This is a genomic window from Clostridium putrefaciens (genome assembly GCF_900461105.1).
Lineage (GTDB): Bacteria > Bacillota > Clostridia > Clostridiales > Clostridiaceae > Clostridium_L > Clostridium_L putrefaciens.
In genome coordinates, this window is the sequence record NZ_UFWZ01000001.1 from 337303 (window position 1) to 355483 (window position 18181).

Here is an 18181-nt window from a genome sequence, read left to right on the forward strand (position 1 = left end):
GTTGTAAATGATGTTAGATAATAGTTAAATAGCAATTATAAACTATTATAATAAATAACTTTAAAAAGGTAATAGTTCACGGTTATTAGGTTAGAATTTATTATAATGAATTATTAAATCATAAATAAAAGTTATAAGGGTGATATTATGAATAAATGTAAAAGTTATAAGGTAGTTATTTTAGAAACTAGTGATGTGCATGGGACAATATTTCCAATTGATTATTCAGATAATACTAGAAAAGAGGTTGGACTTTCAAAAATCGCTACATTAGTTAAAGAGGAGAGAGATAAAAAGGAAGACTTAATACTTATAGATAATGGCGATATGCTTCAAGGCACACCACTAATATATCATTATGCAAATATAGACAGTAAGGGAATTAATCCTTTAATCAAGGTGATGAACATAATGAAATATGATGCCGCAGTTGTAGGTAATCATGAATTTAATTATGGGAAAAACTTTTTAAATAATGCTGCACGGGATTCTAATTTCCGATGGATTAGCTCTAACATTATAGACAAGGATACTAGGAGGCCTTATCTTGGAAGACCATACATAATAAAAGAATTAGAAAATGGTATAAAGGTTGGTATAATTGGATCAACAACTAAATATATTCCTAACTGGGAAGACAGCAATAATATAGAAGGAATAGATTTTTTAGATGTTATATTTCCATTAAAGACATTTGTAAGCTATTTAAAAAATGTAGAGAAGGTAGATCTGTTAGTAGTTAGTTACCATGGTGGTTATGAAAGAAATATTAAAACGGATGAATCAACTAGCGAAACTGGAGAAAATCAAGCCTATGAGATATGCGAAAACATACCTGAAATAGATGTGTTATTAACAGGGCACCAACATGTATTTATAAATAAAAAGATTATAAATGGTGTGCTTACTGTGTCGCCAGGGTATCAAGGCAAGGCTTTAGTAAAGGTAGAAGTAACCTTAGAAAATTCTTCAGGAAGCTGGAAGGTTGTAGATAAGGACTCAATACTTTTAGATACAGAGCATGTTAAGGAAGATCAGAATATATTAAATCAAGTTGAAGATTATGAAAAGGCGACTCAAAGGTGGCTAGATACTCCAATTGGAATAGTAGAAGGGGATATGTTCATAAATAGCCATTTGAAAACTCGGTTAAAAGACAATGCTTTTGTTGAATTTATAAATAAGGTTCAAATGAAATATGCAAAGGTGGACATTTCAGCAACTTCGCTTTTTGACAATAAGGCTAAGGGATTTAAGGGTGGGATAACAATGCGAAATGTGGTGTCTAATTATATTTATCCTAACACATTAAAGGTTATAAGAGTAAAGGGGAAGGATATAAAAGAGGCGCTAGAAAGAAGCGCTGCATATTTTCAAAAAGGCGTCAAAGATAATACTTATAGTAAAGATAATAATATTGATATTAGATATAAAAATATGAAGATACAACCTTATAATTATGATATGTGGGAAGGGATAGACTATAAATTAGATTTATCAAAACCATTAGGGAAAAGGGTAGTGCTATTAAACTATAAAAATGCTAAGTTAGACATGAACAAAGAGTTAGATGTAGTTATGAATAATTATAGAGCGGGTGGTGGCGGAGACTATGATATGTTTAAAGATAAGCCTGTTATAAGAGAAATAAATATAGATATGTCTGAGCTTATAGCAGACTATATAATTAAGAAAAAGGTTATAAAAGCTGAATTTGATGGTAACTGGGAAGTTATATATCCTAAGGACTATTTTGATGATCAGTTATAATAGAGATAAATAAACAAATAAACAAATAAATAGAGAAATATATATATCTCTATATATATATAGATAAATATATAGATAAATAAATAGATAGATAAATAAATAGATATAGCAATATATAAATAAGCAAGCAAATGAATAAGTAAGTAAATATAGATAAAAGTATAGAGGGAAATATAAAATTAAAGGCCCTTGCAGCCATAGTAAAATTACTTAGCTGTAAGGATCCTTTTTAGAACTTCTTTTAAGTTTTTCCAATCATCTTCATAAGCTGTTTTAAAGCTTTCTTTTCTGTTATAAGTTAAAGAGGAAGGATGGTACATTGGATATATATACATTTTAAGTTTTTCGTTAAAGTAAAGTTTTCCATGACATTCACCTATAGACTTAAATTTAGTAAGTCTTTTAAGGGGAGTATTACCTAGAGTTATTATTATTTTAGGATCTACAAGGGCTATTTCTGCATCTAAAACCTCTCTAAATAGTTCTACTTCAGAAGGTTTTGGAGTTCTATTGCTTATGGTTTCTCTGCCGTTTTTGCCTTGCTTTATCTTTATAGGTCTAAAAAGACAGGTGTTAGTAATCCGTATATCTTCTCTTTTAATGTTTGCAAGGTTTAGATAATCATCTAAAGTTTTACCCGCCATTCCAACAAAAGGTTTACCTTCAATTATTTCATTTTTACCAGGAGCCTCACCTACAAATAATATATCAGAAGAAACTGGTCCGCCTCCACACATGTATCCACCTATAGACTCGTCTTTATAGCTTTCGGATATATGCTTTACCTTATTTTTTATTTCATCTATGCTTATGTTTTTATTCAAAACTTTTATCTCCTTTGTGATATAATATTATAATAAATGTTTATCAGATGGCTACCATCCGTAACGCCCTCTCTTCTTAAAGGTGGGGAGCGGCTACTGTGGCCCTTTATAAGTTCTCCTAAGACAAAGATGGAGAGATGTATTCCTTATAAGTAAACTCCACGTGAGTCTAAGAACCACTTGATAATAACATAAATACATATCTTTATACAATAATCTAATGAAGATATAAAAATATTTAAGAAGAATGGGAGAAACAATGAAAAAGGTTAGTAAAAAACAGCTTAACTTTGCACTACTTATTGGTTGGATGATTTTAATATTTTACTTTTCATCTCAAATAGGAGAGGTTTCTAGTGAAAAGAGTAAAATTGTAATATATATGTTTAATGTTTTAGGGCTAGATTTAAATACTTACTTTGGAAATATTGCTACACTTATAGTTAGGAAGATGGCACATTTTACAGAGTATTTTATATTATTTATCTTAACCTATAATGTGGTTAAATATTACTTTAAAAAAGGAAAGTTATTTTTTATATCTTATATAATTACTGTGTCTTACGCTATGACAGATGAGTTCCATCAACTATTTGTACCAGGAAGAGCTGGGGCATTAAAAGATGTTTTAATAGATAGTACTGGAGGGTTATTTGGTATTTTAATTGTGATTATTTTTATTAAAATAAAAAAAAGGATGAACTTAGCTAATACTAATTAAAGTATAGCTGAAAACATCCTTGATACAGCTTCTATAATTTTATAAATTCTTTTAGTGTTTTGAAAGTCCTCTAAGGTTAATTTCTTGCTTTTAGAAATGTCTTCATAAAATATCATTTCTAGTTCTTCTGTGACATTAGAGTCATATATCATAGCATTGATTTCGTAATTTAATTCATAGCTTCTTATATCCATATTAGCAGTGCCTAAAGTTGATATCCTGCCATCTACAGTGGTTACTTTAGCATGTATAAAAGACTTTTCATCATAAAGATATATATGTGCACCACATTTTAAAAGGTCTAAAAGATAAGTTCTTGAAGCATAGTAAACTACAAGGTGGTCAGCTTGACCCGGGAAAAGAATTCTTACATCTATGCCACTAAGAGCAGCTATTCTTAAAGCTTCTAATACACTTTCAGTAGGAACAAAATATGGTGTAGTTATATAAATATGATGTGTAGCCATGCTTATCATTTTTATAATACCTTGCATTATAGACGGAAAGGTAGAGTCAGGTCCACTTTTAACAAGCTGCATAACTTTGTCACCGTGTTTTTCTGGAGTTGGGAAGTAATTCTTAAATTCTAGGTCATAAAAGGAATATTGATTATTTGCTCTTTGAATAGTCATAAAATCATCAAGAAAAACTGCCTGGAGACCTAATACAAAATCTCCCTTAACCATTATGTGGGTGTCTCTCCAATATCCAAGTTTCCCTTTGCCAAGATATTCATCTCCAATATTAGCCCCACCTATAAATCCAATCTTACCATCTATTACTACAATCTTACGATGGTTTCTATAATTAATTTGAGTGTTTATACTCCTTAAAATAGGAGCTAAAAAATAAGAATACTGAACTACATCAATTCCTGCATTTTTCAAATCATTAATGTAACTTTTCTTAATTTTTATAGAACCAACCCTATCTATTATAAATCTAACAAGTACACCTTCTCTAGATTTTTTAATTAAGATATCTTTGATTTCATTACCTATATCATCACTTTTAACAATGTAATATTCAAGGTGTATATGATGAGTAGCTTTTAATAGCTCTTCTTTAAGGGTAGCAAATTTTTCAGTACCGTCAGTAAATATTTTTATATCATTATTAATAAATATAGGTGAGTCACTGTTATTAGCCAAAAGTTCCATTAGAGGAACGTATTGTTGATGTTTGTAGCCCTTGGTTATTGGGTAAATTAGTTCCTTAATATCATCAGTAATAGTTTCATTTAATTTATGTAGCTTCCAATTTCGACCAAGAAAGATGTAAAGAACTAAACCAATAGGAGGAAGCAATGTAAGAACAAGTAACCAAGCAATGGCCTTTTCGGGCTTCTTTCTTTCTAAAGATATTATAGTTATAGAAATTATTATATTTATAAAAAGTATAATCGTTGCAATGGTTTGAAAGTTCAAAAGGCTACCTCCTTAATAATTTATTTGTCTTAGTAATATTATGAGCATATTTTACCATTATAAGCATAGGATGTCGACGAAATATAAAACTTTCGAAATTAAGACTTATAATTATAACACTTAAATTTATACTTTTAGTATTAGTTAGTATTAGTTTGTATTAATTGCTTATCAAATGTTCGTTATAGATAGAAACCTCACAATATTTCGAAAACTTATACTTCTAATTTATTTCAGAAAAACATAGCATTTAGAATTAGAAAAAAATAATACTTGCAAAATCCTAAAATTATTTATAAAATATGTATTAAATACAGTTAGCACCTTTAAGGCTTTATAACGAAATGCAGTAAAAGGTTAGCTTCAATAAGGAGGGCAAAATGAATAAGGTAAATACTAAAGATGCAAAAAAGAGGGGAAAGTTTCAAAAGTTTCTTGATTGGGTAGAAAAGGCTGGTAATAAAATGCCACACCCTGTAAGTATATTTTTGATTTTATGTATTGCAATTATTTTTATTTCATTTATATGTGCTAAGGCTGGAGTCTCAGTTACATATACAGGTATAGATCCAAAGACTAAAGAGACTAAAGATCTTACAGTAAATGCAATAAGTTTATTATCAGCAGATGGTATAAGATATATGTTTACTAATGCTGTAACTAACTTTACAGGTTTCGCACCACTAGGTACAGTTTTAGTAGCTATGCTAGGTGTTGGGGTAGCTGAAAGTACAGGGCTTATATCAGCCCTTATAAGAAAACTCGTATTAAGTACTCCAAAGCAGCTTATAACTGCTGTTGTAGTTTTCACGGGAATTATGTCAAACGTTGCATCTGATGCAGGCTATGTAGTGCTAGTACCACTTGGCGCTATAATATTTTTAAGCTTTGGAAGACATCCATTAGCTGGACTTGCGGCAGCTTTTGCTGGAGTTTCAGGAGGATTTAGTGCAAATCTTCTTATAGGAACTATAGATCCGCTTCTTGGTGGAATAAGTACTGAAGCTGCTAAAATGGTAGATGCAAGCTATTCAGTAACACCAGTTGCTAATTGGTACTTTATGATAGTATCTACATTTTTAATAACTATTCTTGGAACATTTGTTACAGATAAGATAGTAGAACCAAGACTTGGTGAATACAAAGGAAAACATACTGTAGAAACTGGTGAATTAACTAGTTTAGAATCAAAGGGATTAAAATATGCGGGAATATCTTTAATAATATTTATAGCTATTATTGTAGCTTTGACAGCTCCATATAATGGTATATTAAGACATCCAGAAACGCATAAGATATTAGGACATACTCCTTTTATGGATGGTATAGTACCTATAATACTACTATTCTTCTTAGTGCCAGGAGCATTTTATGGCCTAGGATCAGGAACAGTAAAATCCAGTAAAGATGTTATAAATGGAATGTCAAAGGCTATGTCCTCTATGGGTGGATATATAGTGTTAGTATTTGTTGCAGCGCAGTTTGTTGCATACTTTACCTATTCAAAACTTGGAATAATACTTGCAGTTAATGGGGCTAATTTCTTAGACTCAACAGGCCTTAAAGGTGCACCTTTAATGATTGCATTTATATTAGTAGCTGCATTTATAAACTTATTTATGGGATCAGCTTCAGCTAAGTGGGCAATAATGGCACCGGTATTCATACCAATGTTTATGAGAATGGGTTACAGCCCAGAGCTTACTCAAGTAGCATACAGAATAGGAGATTCAACTACAAATATAATATCTCCACTTATGTCTTACTTTGCTGTAATAGTAGCTTTTGCTCAAAAATATGAAGATGATATGGGAATGGGAACGTTGATCTCTACCATGTTACCTTATTCTATTGTATTTTTAATAGGTTGGTCCATACTACTTATGATATGGACGTTGCTTGGATTACCACTAGGACCAGGAGCGGAATTAAGATATATGCTTCCTTTCTAAAAATATAATACGTTAAATATCTTAAGGTATATATAGTAAGGTATATATAGTAAGGTATATATAGTAAGGTTAAATATAGTAAGTTATATAGTAAGATTAAATATAGTAAGTTATATAAAATAGGCTTTTCAAGGTTAATACTTGAAGAGCCTATTTAAATATGTATAACAAAGATAATTTACGAACTCTCATAAATATGGGATAATATTAGTAGTAAATAAAATTTAAAATATTGAATTGGAGGTACTTTACTATGATTAAAAAACAAAGATTAGTGGAAAGTTTTATGGAATATGTACAAATTGACAGCGAAACTAAGAATGAAAAGGAGTTTGCAGATTTTATAGAAAATAAATTAAAAGTCTTAGGGTTAGAGGTATATAGAGATAATGCTGGGGAAAAATTAGGATCTAATAGTGGTAACATTATAGCAAAGCTAAAGGAAACAAGGAGTGGAGAGCCTGTTTTATTTAGTTGTCACATGGATACGGTAAGCCCTGGAAAAGGGATAAAGCCTATTATAAAAGATAATATAATATATAGTGATGGCACAACTATCTTAGGTGGAGATGATAAAGCAGGAATTGCTGCTATTGTTGAAGCGTTAACAGTAATAAAAGAAAATGATTTAACTCATGGACCGATTGAATTAGTATTTACTATATTTGAAGAAGGTGGATTGTTTGGAGCTAAGAATCTTGAGTATAACAAGATATCATCAAAAAGAGCCTTTGTATTAGATAGTGGCGGAGATGTAGGACAAATAGTAATAAAAGGACCGGCGCAAGATAAGATAGATGTAAAAGTAATAGGTAAACCTGCCCATGCTGGAGTTTGTCCAGAAGAAGGGGTAAGCGCCATACAGATTGCATCAGAAGCTATTTCTAATATGAAACTACTAAGGATTGATGAAGAAACTACCGCTAATATAGGAACTATAAATGGTGGTAAAGTAACAAACATAGTATGTCCTGAAATAATTATAAATGCAGAGGCAAGAAGTCTAAGTAGCGAAAAGTTGGATGTGCAAACAGCTCATATGGTTCAGTGTTTTGAAAATGCAGCAAAAAGCTTTGGTGGAAAGGTAGAAATAAAAACTACAAGAGCTTACGGACCTTTTGTTGTAGCAGAAGAAGATGAAATTGTAGATCATGCTAAGATGGCTTGTAAAAATATAGGTGTTAAGTCATTTACAGCTGCTACAGGTGGTGGAAGTGACACTAACATATTAAATGGAAATGGAATTAAAGCTATAAACCTTGGTATAGGAGAAAGAAAAGCTCATACGTTAGAAGAACACATGAAGATAGAAGACTTAGTAAATGCTTCAAAGCTTGTTTTAGAAATTATAAAACTTGCTTAGAAGTTATTAAATTTACGCTACTTGAGTTTTGATATAACTTGCATAATATATTTCCACCTTAATAAGTAGATATTGAGCTATAACAATACTAAAATAAGAATAGGTTTTTCTGTGACTTATAAAATACAAGTTAATTATATATTGTTGAGCTTTAGGTTATAATATAGAAATAAGAGTATAGTTTTATTATTATTATAAAAGGAGGCGAGTCATGGATTGAAGATATTTAATATTATTAAGATATTAAAAGTCTTAAAGGATCTATGGTGAAGGATATGAGAAGAAAGAAAAGTAGTGGTTTATTTAGTACTATGATGATATTGGGAACTGCAACAGCAGCGGCAGCCGTAGCGTATAAATTAAAACAAGGTGCAAAAGAAAATGTATCTAGTAATTTTGAGGAATATATGGGCAGTGCTACAAAGTGTAGCTGTAAAGGGGATAAAAAGTTTAATATAAAAGATATTATGAGTAAGGTTAAACAAAATATAAAAAATGAAGGCTTAAAACAAGATGAAGGGTTTGATGATAAATCTTACCAAACAACTATGCTGTATAGAAAGAATAGAGTTTACAATAAACCTTTAAAGGGAATAAGAAGAGAAAAAGGTATATAGATATATAGTCGTGGTTAAGACCCATCTAGTTATTGTTATTTCAATAATTAGATGGGTCTTATTGACTATTATAGTTATTTTGAAGTCGTTAGGTTATAAAGATATAAGTATAACTGTGGTTAAAGTAAATTAATATGCCTTGTTAGGACTCGTATTAGCAATATATTATAAAAACATTAGAGTAAATTAGGTGCATAATAGGAAAGATTTAAGATGTAATCACTTATTTTAAAATATTGAGGAGACATTACAACAAAAACACTGCCTAGTGTATCTGCTTAAGATATAGTTAGATATAAATAGTAAATAGATGAAATTAGAATATAATTACCCTATACGGTATATAGTAGCCATTGCATCAAGTTAGTATCATGTTATTATAAATGAGCACTCGAGAGAGTCGCACAAGATTCATCAAAAGTTGACTACAATGTATAAAGAAATTAAAGTTTCTAAAAAAACTTGTTGACAACTAAGAAAACAGATGATATACTTACAAAGTACTTCGACAAAGAAGTACATGATCTTTGAAAATTGAACAGAAAAGATATACAAAGACCAGCAATTCTTTTGAATTATGTAATTGAGTAGATTAAACTTACTTAGAGAATCTAGATTCAGATATTCTGAAAATGGAAACTCACTCAGCAAAGCTGAGGAGTAAAAGTCCACGCCAAATCGAAGATTTGGAGTATACTTTTAAATTGAGAGTTTGATCCTGGCTCAGGACGAACGCTGGCGGCGTGCTTAACACATGCAAGTCGAGCGAAGTTATTCCTTCGGGAATAACTTAGCGGCGGACGGGTGAGTAACACGTGGGTAACCTGCCTCATAGAGGGGGATAGCCTTCCGAAAGGAAGATTAATACCCCATAACATAGCATTATCGCATGATAAAGTTATTAAAGGAGTAATCCGCTATGAGATGGACCCGCGGCGCATTAGCTAGTTGGTGAGGTAACGGCTCACCAAGGCCACGATGCGTAGCCGACCTGAGAGGGTGATCGGCCACATTGGGACTGAGACACGGCCCAGACTCCTACGGGAGGCAGCAGTGGGGAATATTGCACAATGGGCGAAAGCCTGATGCAGCAACGCCGCGTGAGTGATGAAGGCCTTCGGGTCGTAAAGCTCTGTCTTCGGGGACGATAATGACGGTACCCGAGGAGGAAGCCACGGCTAACTACGTGCCAGCAGCCGCGGTAATACGTAGGTGGCAAGCGTTGTCCGGATTTACTGGGCGTAAAGGGAGCGTAGGCGGATACTTAAGTGGGATGTGAAATACCTGGGCTCAACCCGGGTGCTGCATTCCAAACTGGGTATCTAGAGTGTGGGAGAGGAAAGTGGAATTCCTAGTGTAGCGGTGAAATGCGTAGATATTAGGAAGAACACCAGTGGCGAAGGCGACTTTCTGGACCATAACTGACGCTGAGGCTCGAAAGCGTGGGGAGCAAACAGGATTAGATACCCTGGTAGTCCACGCCGTAAACGATGGATACTAGGTGTGGGGGATACCAATCCTCCGTGCCGTCGTTAACACACTAAGTATCCCGCCTGGGGAGTACGATCGCAAGATTAAAACTCAAAGGAATTGACGGGGGCCCGCACAAGCAGCGGAGCATGTGGTTTAATTCGAAGCAACGCGAAGAACCTTACCTAGACTTGACATCTCCTGAATTACCTGTAATTAGGGAAGCCCTTCGGGGCAGGAAGACAGGTGGTGCATGGTTGTCGTCAGCTCGTGTCGTGAGATGTTGGGTTAAGTCCCGCAACGAGCGCAACCCTTATTGTTAGTTGCTACCATTTAGTTGAGCACTCTAGCGAGACTGCCTGGGTTAACCAGGAGGAAGGTGGGGATGACGTCAAATCATCATGCCCCTTATGTCTAGGGCTACACACGTGCTACAATGGCGAGTACAACGAGACGCAATACCGCGAGGTGGAGCAAAACTCAAAAAACTCGTCCCAGTTCGGATTGTAGGCTGAAACTCGCCTACATGAAGCCGGAGTTGCTAGTAATCGCGAATCAGAATGTCGCGGTGAATACGTTCCCGGGCCTTGTACACACCGCCCGTCACACCATGAGAGTTGGCAATACCCGAAGTCCGTGTGCTAACGCGTAAGCGAGGCAGCGGCCGAAGGTAGGGTCAGCGATTGGGGTGAAGTCGTAACAAGGTAGCCGTAGGAGAACCTGCGGCTGGATCACCTCCTTTCTATGGAGAACTGTATTAAGATTATAGCTAGTCTATAACTCTTAATACTAGCTGGAATTTATCTTTCTGTTCAATTTTGAAAGATCAAGTATCTTTCATGATTTAAGTCTTAGTGTAAATTAAGGTTTAATGAAACATCTCCTAATGGAGATGAAAGCGACCATCTCAAAATCGTAGATTTTGGATGTCTGCTTTTGTTCTTTGAAAACTGCATATGGTTTAAAAGCAAAGTAAAACTTTAAAAAGAAAAATCTTTTGTAAGATTGAAATGATAACTCATTGATTATTTACTAAGCTTTAATTGTATTTTAATATGATTAAACTTTTAAAAACTCTCTGAGTGAAGTTAGAACTGAGTAATACGAGGAAGCAACGAAGGAGGAGCGGAATTTACTAACGTAAATGAGCACCAGACTGAGGCAGCTAACGAAGTAGTGCGAAGGTTATAACGAACGAAGGTCAAGCTACAAAGGGCACATGGCGAATGCCTTGGCATCAAGAGCCGACGAAGGACGCGATAAGCTGCGATAAGCTTCGGGTAGCCGCAAATAGGCTGTGAACCGAAGATTTCCGAATGAGGAAACTCACATGGGTAAACCCCATGTATTGTATACTGAATAAATAGGTATATAAGGGTACACCCAGGGAACTGAAACATCTAAGTACCTGGAGGAAGAGAAAGAAAATTCGATTTCCCGAGTAGCGGCGAGCGAAAAGGAAAGAGCCCAAACCAGAAATTTATTTCTGGGGTTGCGGACAGATCATTAACATGGCGGTAATTTTAGTCGAATACAACTGGAAAGTTGAGCCACAGCGTGTAATAGCCACGTAGACGAAAGGATAAAGCCTAAGATCTGATCCAGAGTACCACGAGACACGTGAAACCTTGTGGGAAGCAGGGAGGACCACCTCCCAAGGCTAAATACTACTTGATGACCGATAGTGAAGAAGTACCGTGAGGGAAAGGTGAAAAGAACCCCGGAAGGGGAGTGAAATAGAACCTGAAACCGTGTGCCTACAACCGGTCAAAGCACCTTATGTGTGTGATGACGTGCTTTTTGTAGAACGAGCCAACGAGTTACGATATGTAGCGAGGTTAAGTACTTAAGGTACGGAGCCGAAGGGAAACCGAGTCTTAATAGGGCAAATAGTTGCATGTCGTAGACCCGAAACCGGGTGACCTATCCATGGCCAGGTTGAAGCAGAAGTAAAATTCTGTGGAGGACCGAACCAAATTGGTGTTGAAAAACCATGGGATGAGCTGTGGATAGCGGAGAAATTCCAATCGAACCCGGAGATAGCTGGTTCTCCTCGAAATAGCTTTAGGGCTAGCGTCGGATGTGAGTAGTGGAGGTAGAGCACTGAATGGGCTAGGGGCCGTATAGGTTACCAAACTCTATCAAACTCCGAATGCCACATACTATTAGTCCGGCAGTCAGACTGCGAGTGATAAGGCCCGTAGTCAAAAGGGAAACAGCCCAGACCATCAGCTAAGGTCCCAAAGTATAGATTAAGTGGAAAAGGATGTGGGATTTCAAAGACAACTAGGATGTTGGCTTAGAAGCAGCCACTCATTAAAAGAGTGCGTAATAGCTCACTAGTCGAGAGATCCCGCGCCGAAGATGTTCGGGGCTAAAATCTATCACCGAAGCTATGGGTGTACATTTATGTACGCGGTAGAGGAGCGTCCTGTACTGGCTGAAGTCGTACCGAAAGGAGCGGTGGACGGTACAGGAGTGAGAATGTTGGCATAAGTAGCGAGAACTAGGTGAGAATCCTAGTGGTCGAAAATCTAAGGTTTCCTGGGGAAGGTTCGTCCGCCCAGGGTTAGTCGGGACCTAAGCCGAGGCCGAAAGGCGTAGGCGATGGACAATCGGTTGATATTCCGATACCACTATGTAGCGTTATTACCAATGGGGTGACGCAGGAGGATAAGATGTGCTAGCTATTGGATGCTAGTCTAAGCACTTAGGGAGTCTGGATAGGAAAATCCGTTCAGGCAATTCTGAGGTGTGATGGGGAAGGTCATTTTGACCGAAGTATCTGATTCCACGCTGCCAAGAAAAGCCTCTAGGGAGCAAAGTAGTGCCCGTACCGCAAACCGACACAGGTAGATGAGGAGAGAATCCTAAGACCATCGGAAGAATTGCAGTTAAGGAACTCGGCAAATTGACCCCGTAACTTCGGGAGAAGGGGTGCCTACGCAAGTAGGCCGCAGAGAATAGGCCCAAGCAACTGTTTAGCAAAAACACAGGTCTCTGCTAAAGCGAAAGCTGAAGTATAGGGGCTGACGCCTGCCCGGTGCTGGAAGGTTAAGGGGAATGCTTAGCGTAAGCGAAGGTATGAACTTAAGCCCCAGTAAACGGCGGCCGTAACTATAACGGTCCTAAGGTAGCGAAATTCCTTGTCAGGTAAGTTCTGACCCGCACGAATGGCGTAATGACTTGGGCACTGTCTCAACTGCAAATCCGGCGAAATTGTAGTGCCAGTGAAGATGCTGGCTACCCGCGATTGGACGGAAAGACCCCGTAGAGCTTTACTGTAGCTTAGCATTGAATTTCGGTATTGTCTGTACAGGATAGGTGGGAGACTGAGAAACTGGGGCGTCAGCTTCAGTGGAGTCATCCTTGGGATACCACCCTGACAGTACTGAGGTTCTAACGGATACCCATGAAACTGGGTGCCGGACATTGTTAGGTGGGCAGTTTGACTGGGGCGGTCGCCTCCTAAAAAGTAACGGAGGCGCTCAAAGGTTCCCTCAGAACGGTCGGAAATCGTTCGAAGAGTGCAAAGGCAGAAGGGAGCCTGACTGCGACACCTACAAGTGGAGCAGGGACGAAAGTCGGACTTAGTGATCCGGTGGTACCTCGTGGGAGGGCCATCGCTCAACGGATAAAAGCTACCTCGGGGATAACAGGCTGATCTCCCCCAAGAGTCCACATCGACGGGGAGGTTTGGCACCTCGATGTCGGCTCGTCGCATCCTGGGGCTGAAGTAGGTCCCAAGGGTTGGGCTGTTCGCCCATTAAAGCGGCACGCGAGCTGGGTTCAGAACGTCGTGAGACAGTTCGGTCCCTATCCGTCGCGGGCGTAGGAAATTTGAGAGGAGCTGTCCCTAGTACGAGAGGACCGGGATGGACTGACCTCTGGTGTACCAGTTGTCACGCCAGTGGCATTGCTGGGTAGCTATGTCGGGACGGGATAAACGCTGAAAGCATCTAAGCGTGAAGCCCACCTCAAGATTAGATTTCCCATAGCAAAAGCTAGTAAGACCCCTTGAAGAACACGAGGTTGATAGGTCAGAGGTGTAAGTACAGTAATGTATTAAGCTGACTGATACTAATAGGTCGAGGGCTTGACCAAATTATTTTAAACCATATGCAGTTTTGAAAGAACAAGTTCTTTCAAAGATCCGGTGATTATGGCTTAGTGGTAACACCCCTTCCCATTCCGAACAGGATGGTTAAGCACTAAAGCGCTGATGGTACTGCAAGGGAGGCCTTGTGGGAGAGTAAGTCGTCGCCGGGTATATCCTTCGGGATTACCACAAATAATGTTCCGTGATAGCTCAACGGTGGAGCACTCGGCTGTTAACCGATAGGTTGGAGGTTCGAATCCTCTTCACGGAGCCAATTATATTTATAATAGTGAATTAAGATTAAAAGGATAAATGTTATCTAAACATTTATCCTTTATTTTTTTGTTTAAAAATATACTTAATATGAATTCTTATTAGATATAAGAATATTTACAATATTTCGTATATTAAAAAGGGTTAGAAGTAACTTCTATAGAATAATAATGTAAGAGAAGCATTTATAATATAATTCAAACTAAATTAGGGGGGGCATTCTGATGAAAGAGTATAAGACTAAGAATTTAAGGAATGTTGGAATAATAGGACATAGTGGTTCTGGAAAAACTACACTAGCTGAAGCGCTTCTATACTACACTAAAACTACAGATAGAATGGGAAAGATAGAGGAAGGAAATACTATAAGTGACTTCGACTTAGAAGAAAAGAAAAGAAAGATATCTATATCATCTTCAATACTACCCTTTCAATGGGAAGATACAAAGGTTAATTTAATTGATATACCAGGATATTTTGATTTTATTGGAGAATCTATTCAGTGTATGAGGGCTGTTGATGTAGCTATGATAGTAACATCTGGGGTTTCTGGAATACAGGTTGGTACAGAAAAGGCATGGAATTATGTTAAAAAGATTAAACTTCCAAGAACCTTTTTTATAAATAAATTAGATAGAGAAAATAGTGATTTTGAAAGAGTTTTGAAAAATTTAAAGGATCAATTTGGAATTTCAGTAGTTCCAATACAATATCCAATAGGAAGTGAAGATAACTTTAAAGGCGTTATAAATGTAATATCTAGAAGAGCTAGAGTATTTAATAATGAAAGTAATGAAATGGAGATATCAGAAATTCCAGAAGAATTAGTAGGTAAAGTAGATGAATGTAAAAAGATGATAATGGAAGCTGTAGCTGAAACTGATGAAGTTTTACTTGATAAATATTTTAGTGAAGGTTTATTAAGTGATGAAGAAATATACAAAGGACTTATAAAGGGTTGTGCTGATGGAGAAATATCACCTGTTATGTGTGGAAGTGCACTTAAAAATATGGGGATGAGTACTTTGCTTGAAGATATAGTAGAATGTTTCCCGTCTCCAGAATATGCAATACCTCAAAAAGCTAAAGATATAAATTCAGATAAGGAAATATATATAAAACTAAATGAAAATGATCCATTTTCCGCTATGGTATTTAAGACTGTGGCAGATCCGTTTGTTGGTAAGCTGTCTTTGTTTAGAGTTATAACAGGAAAGATTAAACAAGATACTACAGTATGGAATAGTAATAAGGAAAGATCAGAAAAACTAGGTTCGTTATATTTTATGAGAGGTAAGAGTCAGGTTCTAGCAAAGGAAATAATAGCAGGGGATATAGGAGCTGTATCAAAACTTCAATTTACAAATACGGGAGATACTCTTTGTAATCAATCCTTTAAAATAATATATGACAAGTTTAACTTTCCAAAACCTGTAATATCTATGGCTGTACTTCCAAAGGCTAAGGGAGATGAAGAAAAGATATCTTCAGGTCTCACAAAATTATTAGAAGAAGATCCTACCTTCACTATAAAAAGAGATACGGAAAATGCTGAAACCATAGTATCAGGAGTGGGTGAAACTCATTTAGAAATTATAATAAGTAAACTTAAAAATAAATTTGGAGCAGAAGTTATATTAAGAGAACCTAAGATAGCTTATAGAGAAACAATTAAAGGAAAGTCAGATGTACAAGGCAAACATAAAAAGCAATCTGGAGGCCATGGACAATATGGTGACGTTAAAATAAGGTTTGAGGCAAATAAGGACGATGAAGATTTTAAATTTGTAGACCAAGTTGTAGGAGGATCTGTTCCTCGTAATTTTATACCAGCAGTAGAAAAGGGATTGAGAGAATGTTTAAATAAGGGAGTACTTGCAGGTTATCCAGTTATAAAGTTGCAAGCTACATTATATGATGGGTCATATCACCCTGTAGATTCCTCAGAAATGGCATTTAAAATTGCATCCTCCATGGCATATAAAAAAGGCTTAGAAAAGGCAAATCCAATTTTACTTGAGCCTATAGTTTCCGTTGAAGTTATAGTTCCTGATGAATATATGGGAGATATAATAGCAGATTTAAACAAAAAGAGAGGAAAAGTTTTAGGTATGGAGTCGGAAGGAGACCTTCAAAAGATTATAGCAGAGGTTCCTGAAGCAGAAATGCTTAAATATGCCACAGATTTAAGATCCATGACTCAGGCAAAGGGAGATTTTATTATGAAATTTGAAAAGTATGAAGAAGTTCCAGAACATGAGTCAACAAAGATTGTAGAAAAGTCAAAAGAAGTAAAGGAATAAGAAAAAGAAAAAGGCTGTGTTCATATGAACACAGCTCTTTTAGATATTAATAATTTTGACAGTATAATTCAAAGTATTCTTGTGGATGATCACAAGATGGACAGACTTTAGGTGCTTCTTGTGATTCAATTATAAATCCACAATTAATGCACTTCCAGAATGATTTTTCTTCTCTCTTAAATACTTTATTTGTTTCTATATTTTCTAATAATGTTCTATATCTTTTTTCATGTTCAGCTTCAACTTTTGCTATGTTTCTAAAAACTCTAGCTATTTCTTTAAAGCCTTCTTCATCAGCTACATTAGCAAAGGAAGGATAAAGATCTGACCATTCTTCATTCTCACCTTCAGCGGCAGATAAAAGATTTTCTTTAGTATTTCCAAGCATAACTGGATAACCGGCATCATTTATTATAACCTTATCACCTTTTAAGGTTTCATTTAAAAATTTAAAAAATCTTTTGGCATGTTCCTTTTCATTCCGAGCAGTTTCAGCAAATATATCTGAAATTTGTACATATCCTTCTTTTTTTGCTGTAGAAGAATAATAGTCATATCTAGTCCTAGCTTGACACTCACCAGCAAACGCTTTTAATAAGTTTTCAGCTGTTTTAGTTCCCTTTAATGAATTCATATTAAATTACCTCCTGTGTATTTAAATTTATATAAGTTCTGCATAATAAAAAATTGCGCAGAGAGTATACACTATATAACTTAAAAATTAAATAGTACAGAGTATATATATATTATATATTATGTAAAAATATATATCTATTGAACATTAAAAAATAATTGTAAATTATAAGTGAATAAAACTTCTAATCATGGACAAATTATAGATAATATATAAACTTAATGTATGTTGGAAAGTTATATTAATAATAAAACTACATCTATGACGAGAGTATATCATAATGAAAATGAATTAACAAATTAAATAGAAGATTAGTTAAAGAGTTTTAGCTATTATAATCAATAAGGTTAAGATAAAAGTATGAAAAAGAGGTGGAGATTTTATGTCGGATTATAAATTGGATATATCAGGTTACTTAGGATTAAATGAATATAGCAATATAAATGATTATATGGACATTGTGGACACTAGTGATAAGTTTACTATTTCACTAGAAGGAAAAAATGAAAATGAAACAGGCATAATATATGCAATGTTAAAAGAAAAGGGGTTTAATATAAAGAAAAGAGAAATAAGAGATGATAATAAGGTTTATATCTTTGCAAATAAAGTAAAGAATTAATATCATATAAAGTTTATATCTTCGGAATCAAAGTAAAGAATTAATATAATATAAAGTTTATATCTTTAGAAATAAAATAAAGAGTTAATATAATACAAAGATAATT

Annotated in this window: 10 protein-coding genes, 1 tRNA gene and 3 rRNA genes; 11 read left to right on the forward strand and 3 right to left on the reverse strand. The window is 35.4% G+C overall.

All coding sequences use genetic code 11. The features are described 5' to 3' along the window. Positions 1-147 precede the first annotated feature (147 nt). Entirely contained in the window at positions 148-1770 is a 1623-nt protein-coding gene (locus DY168_RS01620; RefSeq protein ID WP_115640183.1) for a bifunctional metallophosphatase/5'-nucleotidase, read from the forward strand. A gap of 206 nt (positions 1771-1976) precedes the next feature. Here the strand turns inward: DY168_RS01620 and DY168_RS01625 are convergent, their stop codons facing one another. Next, positions 1977-2594 carry a uracil-DNA glycosylase gene (locus DY168_RS01625; RefSeq protein WP_423237221.1) on the reverse strand — a complete coding sequence of 206 codons (618 nt, stop codon included), beginning with the start codon at positions 2592-2594 and terminating at the stop codon, positions 1977-1979. A 259-nt stretch (positions 2595-2853) separates the two neighbouring features. Here DY168_RS01625 and DY168_RS01630 point away from each other — a divergent pair, with 259 nt between their 5' ends. After that, positions 2854-3315, forward strand: coding sequence for a VanZ family protein (locus tag DY168_RS01630; RefSeq protein WP_115640184.1), 462 nt, complete (start codon positions 2854-2856; stop codon positions 3313-3315). On the opposite strand, the gene cls is transcribed toward DY168_RS01630, so the two are convergent. After that, complete coding sequence (gene cls, locus DY168_RS01635) at positions 3312-4742, reverse strand: cardiolipin synthase (protein ID WP_115640185.1); 1431 nt, start codon at positions 4740-4742, stop codon at positions 3312-3314. The genes DY168_RS01630 and cls overlap by 4 nt on opposite strands. Before the next feature lie 380 nt (positions 4743-5122). On the opposite strand from cls, the gene DY168_RS01640 reads away from it, so the two are divergent. The 8 genes from DY168_RS01640 to fusA all read left to right on the forward strand — a co-directional run bounded on the left by DY168_RS01640 (position 5123) and on the right by fusA (position 16819). Then, the gene (locus tag DY168_RS01640) at positions 5123-6694 is read left to right on the forward strand and encodes an AbgT family transporter (RefSeq protein ID WP_115640186.1); all 1572 of its coding nucleotides are present in this window, start codon (positions 5123-5125) and stop codon (positions 6692-6694) included. 253 nt (positions 6695-6947) lie between these two features. After that, positions 6948-8057 (forward strand): M20/M25/M40 family metallo-hydrolase, encoded by a 1110-nt coding sequence (locus tag DY168_RS01645; protein WP_115640187.1) that lies wholly within the window; start codon positions 6948-6950, stop codon positions 8055-8057. 275 nt (positions 8058-8332) lie between these two features. Then, complete coding sequence (locus DY168_RS01650) at positions 8333-8674, forward strand: hypothetical protein (protein ID WP_115640188.1); 342 nt, start codon at positions 8333-8335, stop codon at positions 8672-8674. A 700-nt stretch (positions 8675-9374) separates the two neighbouring features. After that, positions 9375-10886: ribosomal RNA gene (locus DY168_RS01655) — 16S ribosomal RNA — on the forward strand. 457 nt (positions 10887-11343) lie between these two features. Continuing rightward, positions 11344-14248 (forward strand): 23S ribosomal RNA (locus DY168_RS01660). A gap of 48 nt (positions 14249-14296) precedes the next feature. Next, a 5S ribosomal RNA gene (gene rrf, locus DY168_RS01665) occupies positions 14297-14413 on the forward strand. The 16S, 23S and 5S rRNA genes sit together here with 1 tRNA gene alongside, the layout of an rRNA operon. Positions 14414-14442: 29 nt before the next feature. Further along, positions 14443-14517 (forward strand) — tRNA-Asn (locus DY168_RS01670). A 223-nt stretch (positions 14518-14740) separates the two neighbouring features. Beyond that, entirely contained in the window at positions 14741-16819 is a 2079-nt protein-coding gene (fusA, locus tag DY168_RS01675) for an elongation factor G (RefSeq protein WP_115640189.1), read from the forward strand. Positions 16820-16865: 46 nt separating this feature from the next. Here fusA and rbr read toward each other — a convergent pair whose 3' ends face one another. Then, positions 16866-17453, reverse strand: coding sequence for a rubrerythrin (rbr, locus tag DY168_RS01680; RefSeq protein WP_115640190.1), 588 nt, complete (start codon positions 17451-17453; stop codon positions 16866-16868). A gap of 382 nt (positions 17454-17835) precedes the next feature. On the opposite strand from rbr, the gene DY168_RS01685 reads away from it, so the two are divergent. After that, positions 17836-18075, forward strand: a complete 240-nt coding sequence (locus tag DY168_RS01685) for a hypothetical protein (RefSeq protein WP_115640191.1) — start codon at positions 17836-17838, stop codon at positions 18073-18075. The last annotated feature ends 106 nt before the right edge of the window (positions 18076-18181 follow it).